Here is an 8,091-nt window from a genome sequence, read left to right as displayed (position 1 = left end):
GAAACGGCGGTCGGAAATGACGGCAGATCAGCAGAACGCCTTCGATTCCCTCGTTGCGGCGCGCGCCAAATTCTCGCCGCTGCCGCAGAAAATGTTCGATATACGGGCCTCGGACCGCTGGAACATGGCGCAATGGTTCCTGACCAACGAAGCCGCACCCCGCGCCAACAAGCTGCTCGACATCTTCGCAGGCGCAAAAAATAACGCGGGCTCGCGTTCGGGCGGCATGGTTTCACGGCAGCAAGACAGTCTGAAGGCCGATGGTGCCATGGTCCTTGCCGAAACCGGTTTCCTGATGACTTTGCTCTGGGTGCTGCTGGGCGTCGGCATCGGCGTCGCGGCCACCGTCGTCTATCTGACTACCCGTTCGATCGTACCGCCGATTCTGAGCATGGTGGGAGCCATGGGGCGGCTTGCCGGCGGCGATCACGCCGTCGAGATCCCCGCAACCGACAAGAACGACGAAATCGGCCTGATGGCGCGAGCGGTCCTGATCTTCAAGGTGAACATGATCAAGGCCAAGGAGCTTGCCGCCAAGGAAGCCGAAGCCATCAGCGCGCGCGTGGCGCGTGCGGCCCGGGTGAACGAACTGACCCAGGCGTTCGATACGGACATATCGGCCGTGCTCAGGTCGGTGGCGTCCGCTTCGACCGAACTGCAGGCCACGGCATCGTCGATGACGGCGACAGCCGAGGAAACCAGCAACCAGGCCACCGCCGTTGCGGCAGCGACCGAAGAGGCTTCAACGAACGTGCAGACCGTCGCAGCGGCGTCGGAACAACTGGCGAGTTCGGTCAACGAAATCAGCCGCCAGGTCGCGCAATCGGCGGCGATCGCGCAGAAGGCGGTGACGGAGGCCGATCGTACCAACACCACGGTGCAGGGGTTGTTCAAGGATGCCGCCAGCATTGGCGATGTCGTCAAGCTGATCAGCGAAATCGCCGGTCAGACCAACCTGCTCGCGCTCAATGCCACGATCGAGGCGGCGCGCGCCGGCGAGTCAGGCAGGGGATTCGCCGTTGTGGCGGCCGAGGTCAAGAGCCTTGCCGAGCAGACCGCGAAGGCCACGGACCAGATCAGCGCCCAGGTTTCGTCGATCCAGACCTCATCGAGCGAGGCGGTCAGCGCGATCAAGGGAATTTCGACGACGATCAATGAAATGAACGAGATCGCCTCCGCGATCGCCAGCGCCGTGGAAGAACAGGGCTCGGCAACGCAGGAGATCGCCCGCAATGTGCAGCAGGCAGCGCTCGGCACCGGTGAGATTTCATCGAACGTCTCCGGAGTCCAGCAGGCCGCCGGCGATACCGGCGCCGCCGCCCATCAGGTGCTGCAGGCGTCGAGCGAGTTGTCGCGGCAGTCCGAGACCATGCGGGGTCACGTCGAGACCTTCCTGAGCGGCATCAGGGCCGCATGATCGCAGCGTGGCCCTCCGGCATCGCTTTCTTGCGCGAAGATGGAGAGTCGGCCCTGGTTTAGCGACTTCCGGACCCGCTCAAATGCGATGGAAAATTGTCCGGTAGGGGTCAATCGCGTCATTTCGGCCGTGGGCCAGCCACTTCCGGTCTACCGCGATGAACGGACATCATCAGACCGGCCCGGCTGGTGCGGTTCGTGCCAAAACCGGAAGTCGCGGGTGCGGGTAGCTCCAAATAAAAAGGCGCCCACAGGCGGCGCTTGGCGCGACCCGCACCTGTCCGCACCGGAAGCTGTCAGGTCTCGACCTTATGAAGAACAGTAGCGTCGTTCACGATCACGAGGCTGCCATCAGAGCGATCATCGAGCTGTTCGCCTGTGACTAGGCTGTAGCGAACCTTGCCGGGAATTCTCCTCACCGAGCCACTTAATGGCCGGAAGACAATCATGTCCTGCCTTCGAACGACGGTATAACGGTGGCCCATGCCATCTTCGGCATAAAACCTATCTACTTCCCTTTCTGTTATCATGCCCATCGAGCAGAACTCCAATCTGCACACGTAGGGCCGGACGGTATCGTAAATCGCGAACGAAGCGTTTAAGTCGGTAACCCCAGTTTGATCTTAATTCGAAGATTAACTGCTCGAATTGGGTCGCGACATCTCGCCACTCAAACTCAACCGAGCATCTGCCTATCGCGGATCGTGCGCCGGACCGCGCCGCTTACTTCCGGTCTCTCCCAACTAGCGGACCTTCTCAGGGTCATTCGGCATGTCGGAAAAGTGCAAGCAGGAGACTCGCGCACCGCAGCAATTGGCAACTTCATTCGGTCACTTCGTCGGCGCGGGCCAAAAGCATCGCCAGAAATCTTCGAGATCGCTCAAATTTTGATTTAGATCAAAGACAAGCGAAGGCCGAAAGAGTGCGATTAATTTTTTAGGAGGGAATTGACCCGAACACCTAAGCACCAGCCACGGGAGTTACTGATGACCATTCCCTTCCTGCCACCAAACTCTGACCGGTATGATGCGGCTGTTGAAGATGCCATTGCAACTTGCAACGGCGATCTAAGGGGGGCACTCCGGGCCTTGATGCTGGTGAACGAACAACTCGAATCGGAACTAGTGGAATTGCAGGCCGCCATGGCAGCGTTTGGGACCGTGGAACGGCGAACTGACCAGTCGCTGCATTAGTGCACCAAGGCCAGTCGGAAACGCGCATAGCTTCCGCCGCAAACGCGGGAGCCATCCACAGAGCACATCGTCAGACCGCCCCCTCAGGTCAGAAAACGGACTCAAGAGACATAAGCCAATTGAACCAAATGGAACCAATCGTGACTTATTAGCGATAGTTGTTATCTGCGCGCCAAGGTGACAGTTATGATTATTATGGCTGATCAGCAACTAGCACTTCAGGCCGTGAGCGACGCGCAGTGCATTTTGGAAGAATACCTGGAGCCTCGCCCACACAATAACGAGCGCATCCTTGACAGGTTGGTTGACATACTGGCGCGGCCCGAGCTTCTTGTCGCCGTGGAGCGCCTCAAGCGCGGCAGTCAGGCCGATTGGTAATTCAGGCTTCCGGTTTGGTTGACCGCTGCGGGCCTAGCGCGACTTTTCAGCCTCGCCTTGGCTGATGTCTGATCACGGAAGAACTGATCGAGCGGCGGGTCGCTACAACTCGGCGCGGTAAAGTTGGGAAGTCCGTGACGCACGTCAAGGGTCTGCGAAAGGGCGACTAGCAGATTTGAAGACCGCTATCCGGCGATCAAGCTGCCATAGCTCAACGTCGTTGGCGTCAATTAATAATTGCTGGGCGCGTTCTTTTGCTGCCTGCTCGTCGGCACAATAAAGATTGGCCGCGCATATTACGCGGTGGTGTTCATCCAGAAGGTAAGCCCGATAATGCAGCATCCCCACGGCCCCCAGCCGCGGAAACATTACTTCATGAGGAGAAGCAAGACCACGGAAATTTCGTGGGGACGTGGTTTTATGTAACAGGATACTCGCTCGTGAATGTCCTACGCCTGCGGGCACGCAGCCTCGCCCGCTCGGCCGCTCGAAACCCCTCAGAGCGAGCATCGTCAGCTTACCGCACCTCAACGTAATTAGTTAGCTCTGCGTCGTTGCCGACACGGAAAGCCCTAGCGTGGCCCGCCAGCCGCGTTTACGGCATTTAGAGGATCGCCGCGGCATTGTCCGTGGCTTTGTGATTTGTCGTTCCGTCGCTCATGTCCGGTTCGGGGTCAATCGCGTCGGTTAGCCCATCCGACGGTGACTTCCGTTCTTTTGGAAAAGCGGACGTGACGGGGATGGCCATTTCGGTGGTCGCCGGCTCTGAACACGCGGACGCGTTCAGCAAGTTACAGCTGGAATTCCGCTCCGTCCCAAGATCAGGTTCCGCTATTTGGCACCGATGAGCAATAAGACTTGGCTAGGCTGAAGCGGTCTTGCGGCCTAGGATAAGATAGGCCGAAGTCTCACTGCTGCAAATCACAGGTTGAGGGATTGCCTTTTGCTCTCCCGGCGATAGCATCGTCGACGATTACCCAACAGCTGCTTTTGTAGCCGCACAACACATAACTCAGAATTATCGTTAGTTACCGGGACACATCTACTCTGCGCGGGAAGCGAGGCTGATTTTCCTCGAGCGCCAGATGATCAATTGCGGGGGGTAACCGCCAATCATCCGGTTCCGACAGGGCAGCCTGCTCTATTTGTGCGGCGAGAACGGCGCCGGGGTAAGAAATATGCTTTCCTGATGCACGAGGAAGGGCAGGATGCTCGGCACGAATTTCTGCCACTCCGGATCTTGCGCGAGCTTTTGCCGCTGTGCCGTCCGGTGGGCGAAATCATCATAGGCCCAGATGAAGACCACCGAATTCAGGACGCCTGATTCCTTGGTCCAGCAGCCGATCAACTTGGCGTAGCGGGTGATGATCGCAAGGCCGGTCGCTTCATAGATCTTGAGAAATTCCGGCACGTTGCCGGCCGTGATTTGATAGGTGCGGTGCTCGTAGATCATCGAATTGGGCTCCGGCATGGGGATAACAAGGAGGGCATGCGTTCAAGCCTAGCTTGCTTTGGCGCGGGCGCAAATGTAATCTGTCGTCAAACGACGATTTACAGGGAAACGACCGGGATGCGCGCGCGATCCAAGCTGCTCAGCGGCACGCCGGCCGTCCGGCCTGTCCGTGCGAAGGAAAAGGCTTCCGGCAAGGCGCCGGTGGTGGCGCGGATGGCGCCAGCGGAGCGCAAGGCCATGATCCTGGCGCGGGCCAGCGATTTTTTCGCCGAGTACGGGCTGACGGCGCAAACGCGGGCGCTTGCCGCCGCGTGCGGCGTCGCCCAGCGCCTGCTGTATCGCTACTTCCCGTCCAAGGCGGCGTTGCTCGACGAGGTCTATCAGGAGGCGATCGTTTCGCCGTTCAAGGCGGTGTGGCTCATTCAGTTGAGGGATCGTACACGGCCGATCGAGACACGCCTGTTTGATTTCTATCGCGCCTACTACTCCACGGTGCTGACGCGGAAGTGGCTGCGGCTGTTTCTTTACGCATCGCTGGCGGAAGCGAAGATGGCGCCGGATTACAACGACGCGATCGTCCACGAGCTGCTGGAAACCATCGTGGCCGAAACCGCCCACGCGCTAAAAGTGGAGCTGCCTAGCGATCGGGTGCTGCTGCACGAGATGGGCTATGCGTTGCACGGAGCCGTCTCACATTTCGCCATCCGGCGGCACGTGTACATCGCGAGCCAGCAGATCCTCGAGGAACGCGTGGTGGCCCTGCATGTGCGGCTGTTCGTGACGGGATTTGCCGCGCTGGCGGCGGCCGCGCGGGCATTCGAGGACGATGTCGTCGAATTGCCCAGGCGAACGGCGCGGTGATTTTTTGCGTTTCTCTTAAGTCGTCAGTTTACGACTTAAGAGAGGGGTGCTAGGCTCCTGAAAAATCCGGCCGCAAGAAGCCGATCGATCAGGTGCCACCGAGCAGATCAGGGGAGATGACCGTCGTGACCACACTTCAAGCTGTCAGCCGTCGTAATTTTCTAATGACCGCCGCGGCGGGGCTCGGCGCTGCGAGCCTGGCAGGCCGTGCCGGTCCGGCGCTCGCCGCCGAACCGATCAACTTCGCGACGTGGTCGGCCGCGGTCGACACCGTGAAAAGCCATATCGCGGCGTTTGAGGCGAAGACCGGGGTCAAGGTCGCCTACAGCAACAGTCCCTGGGCGCAATATCGCGAAACCATGATCACCAAGTTCATCGGCAAGGCGCCGGTCGATACGCTGTGGGTTTCCGACAGCTGGCTGCCCGAATGGGCCGAGGCGGGCTGGATCGCCCCGGTCGACCAGTACAAGTCGCTCACCGACAATTCGGACGTCGACCAGTTCTGCGTCGATTCCATGACCTACAAGGGCAAGCAGTACGGCAACACCTATTACAGCGACTATATGGCGTTCATCTACAACGCCGAGATGCTCGACAAAGCGGGCATTAAGACGCCGCCGCAGAGCTGGGCCGAAGTCGCGAGCCAGGCCAAGACAATCAAGGACAAGGGCCTGGCGCAATGGCCGGTGCTGATTTCGATGGCGCAGGAAAGCTGGCTGATCGAGTTCATGACGGCGATGGTTTATTCGAATGGCGGGCGTTTCGTCGACGACAAGGGCAATGCCGTGATGCAGGATCCGGGGGCCGGCGCTGGTCCCGCGCTGCGCTGGCTGGTCGACGCCGTTCAGAAGCAGCAGATCCTTTCGCCGTCCTGCGTGGAGACCGGCGAGCTCGCGGTGCTGAAAGCCTTCTCCTCCGGCGAGCATGCGTTCGGGCTGATCCCCAAATACCGCCTGCGGACGCTGAACGATCCGGCGCAGAGCAAGATCGCCGGCAATGCGAAGATCGCGCTGATGCCTGCCGGTGAAAAGGGCTCGCACGCGACGGTGGGCTGGATGCGCTTCTACGGCATGACGCCGCGCGCGCAGGCGGATGCGACCCGCGCCGCCGACACGGTGAAGCTGATGGAATGGTTCGGCGGCAAGGCCGACGGCGAGTACAAGTTCCAGAAGATGCTGTTCAAGGATGTCGGCTCCGGCTTCGGCGTCAAATCCCTGTTCAGCGATCCGGAGATCCGGGCCGCCTATGCCTCGTATGGCGACGTCGACCTGATCGGCAAGCAGCAGTCGCTGGCGCGCAAGAAGGATGTCGTGACACCCTGGTTCGGCGAGTGGAACGACATCAACGGCACCGCGTGGCAGCAGGCCATCATGGGCAAGATCACGGTCGAGCAGGCGTTGAACAATTCGGCTGCGAAGTGGACCGAGCTGAAGAAGCAGAGCTGACGCCGAGCTGAGGCCTACTCAATGACCACCAGTGTCGCTGCCGCGAAGCCACGGCTTCGCGGGCCCCTGACCTACGACGAGCGCGTGGCCTTCCTGTTCGTGGCGCCGCTCGCCGTGGTGCTGATGGCGGTCGCGGTCTTTCCGATTCTCTATTCATTCTGGATCAGCCTGTTCTCGGTGAAGCTGACCCGCCCGGGCCGAACGCCGTTCGTCGGGCTCGATAACTACGTCACCGTCCTGTCCGATCCGCAGTTCTGGTACGCGGTCGAGCGCACGGCCTTCTTCGCCGTGCTCTGCGTCGTCGCCATTTCGGTGCTGGCGCTGCTGGTTGCCTTGCTTCTGAACGAGGAATTTCCCGGACGGCGCGTGCTCAGCGCGGTGCTGCTGGTGCCGTGGGCCATTCCCTACGTCGCCAACGCGCTGATGTGGAAGTGGATCTACGACTCCAACTATGGCGCGCTCAACGGGCTGCTCTACCAGCTCGACTTCATCAATTCCTACATGGTCTGGCTAGGCGATTCCGACAAGACGCTGGCGCTGATCGCCAATGCGTTCGTCTGGAAGGAAGTGCCGCTCGCCACGATCCTGCTGCTTGTCGGCCTGAAGACCATTCCTGCGGACCTGCACGCGGCCGCGAAGGTCGACGGCGCCAACGCCATCAGCCGGTTCTTCCACGTCACGCTGCCGTCGCTGAAATCCAGCTTTGGGCTGGTCGTGGTGTACGAGACCATGATGGCGATCCGCCACTTCGATCTTTTCTTCATCCTGACCGAAGGCGGCCCGGGCGATGCGAGCCACGTGGTGGCGTGGCGGATCTATGTCGAGACGTTCCGGAACCTGTCGTTCGGTACCGGCGCCGCCATGGCCTACATACTCGCGCTTGCGACGCTGGCGCTGGCCTACGCGATCATCCGCGCTTTGGCCCGAAAGATCTGAGATGACAATGGTCACCACCGCGGCCCCGCTCGCTGAAGTACGCCATTACCGGGCGCGCTCCCGGCTTGGGCGCGTCGGCCGCGGCCTCGCGCTTGCAGTCGCCTCGATGCTGTTTCTCGGCTACGTGCTGGCGCCGATCGCGTGGCTGGTGTCGTCCTCGTTCCAGAGCGAGCACGAAATCATCTCGAAGCCGCCGCACTGGATCCCGCAGGCGCCGACCGCACAGAACTTCGCCGCGATCTTCACGGCCAAGGACAAGACCGTCACCTACGAAACAAGGAAGGCCCGCGATCCCGCCAGCGGCGGCTTTATTCCGTCCACGGCGAGCAACCTGTTGCCGGCGATGCTCAACAGCTTCATCGTGGCCTGCGCGGTGGTCGCGCTCAACCTGCTCGTGGGCGTGCCGGCG

Annotated in this window: 8 protein-coding genes and 1 pseudogene; 7 read left to right on the top strand and 2 right to left on the bottom strand. The window is 60.7% G+C overall.

Features of this window, described 5'->3' with window-relative positions; translation table 11 throughout:
• Nucleotides 1–1,417, top strand: a 1,417-nt coding sequence (locus tag QZ213_RS20840; RefSeq protein ID WP_291687985.1) for a methyl-accepting chemotaxis protein, incomplete at its 5' end; no start/stop codon positions are given.
• A gap of 295 nt (nucleotides 1,418–1,712) precedes the next feature.
• Here the strand turns inward: QZ213_RS20840 and QZ213_RS20835 are convergent.
• Nucleotides 1,713–1,952, bottom strand: coding sequence for a hypothetical protein (locus QZ213_RS20835; protein WP_291687984.1), 240 nt, complete (start codon nucleotides 1,950–1,952; stop codon nucleotides 1,713–1,715).
• A gap of 450 nt (nucleotides 1,953–2,402) precedes the next feature.
• Here QZ213_RS20835 and QZ213_RS20830 point away from each other — a divergent pair, with 450 nt between their 5' ends.
• On the top strand, nucleotides 2,403–2,609 hold the full coding sequence (locus QZ213_RS20830) for a hypothetical protein (protein WP_291687983.1): 207 nt from the start codon (nucleotides 2,403–2,405) through the stop codon (nucleotides 2,607–2,609).
• A gap of 195 nt (nucleotides 2,610–2,804) precedes the next feature.
• Entirely contained in the window at nucleotides 2,805–2,987 is a 183-nt protein-coding gene (locus QZ213_RS20825) for a hypothetical protein (protein WP_291687982.1), read from the top strand.
• A gap of 1,141 nt (nucleotides 2,988–4,128) precedes the next feature.
• Here the strand turns inward: QZ213_RS20825 and QZ213_RS20820 are convergent.
• Nucleotides 4,129–4,458, bottom strand: coding sequence for an NIPSNAP family protein (locus QZ213_RS20820; protein ID WP_291687981.1), 330 nt, complete (start codon nucleotides 4,456–4,458; stop codon nucleotides 4,129–4,131).
• Nucleotides 4,459–4,557: 99 nt separating this feature from the next.
• Between QZ213_RS20820 and QZ213_RS20815 the strand changes: the two genes are divergently transcribed.
• The 4 genes and pseudogenes from QZ213_RS20815 to QZ213_RS20800 all read left to right on the top strand — a co-directional run.
• On the top strand, nucleotides 4,558–5,301 hold the full coding sequence (locus QZ213_RS20815; RefSeq protein WP_291687980.1) for a TetR/AcrR family transcriptional regulator: 744 nt from the start codon (nucleotides 4,558–4,560) through the stop codon (nucleotides 5,299–5,301).
• Nucleotides 5,302–5,426: 125 nt separating this feature from the next.
• Entirely contained in the window at nucleotides 5,427–6,746 is a 1,320-nt protein-coding gene (locus QZ213_RS20810) for an extracellular solute-binding protein (RefSeq protein WP_291687979.1), read from the top strand.
• A gap of 21 nt (nucleotides 6,747–6,767) precedes the next feature.
• The gene (locus QZ213_RS20805) at nucleotides 6,768–7,682 is read left to right on the top strand and encodes a sugar ABC transporter permease (protein WP_291687978.1); all 915 of its coding nucleotides are present in this window, start codon (nucleotides 6,768–6,770) and stop codon (nucleotides 7,680–7,682) included.
• Between the two features lie 7 nt (nucleotides 7,683–7,689).
• Nucleotides 7,690–8,091, top strand: a pseudogene (locus tag QZ213_RS20800) (hypothetical protein); the annotation flags it as partial.

Origin of the sequence: Bradyrhizobium sp., from assembly GCF_017881085.1 — a bacterium.
GTDB lineage: Bacteria > Pseudomonadota > Alphaproteobacteria > Rhizobiales > Xanthobacteraceae > Bradyrhizobium.
The sequence above is the reverse complement of the archived record's forward strand: the minus strand, read 5'-3'. Positions and strand labels throughout refer to the sequence as shown.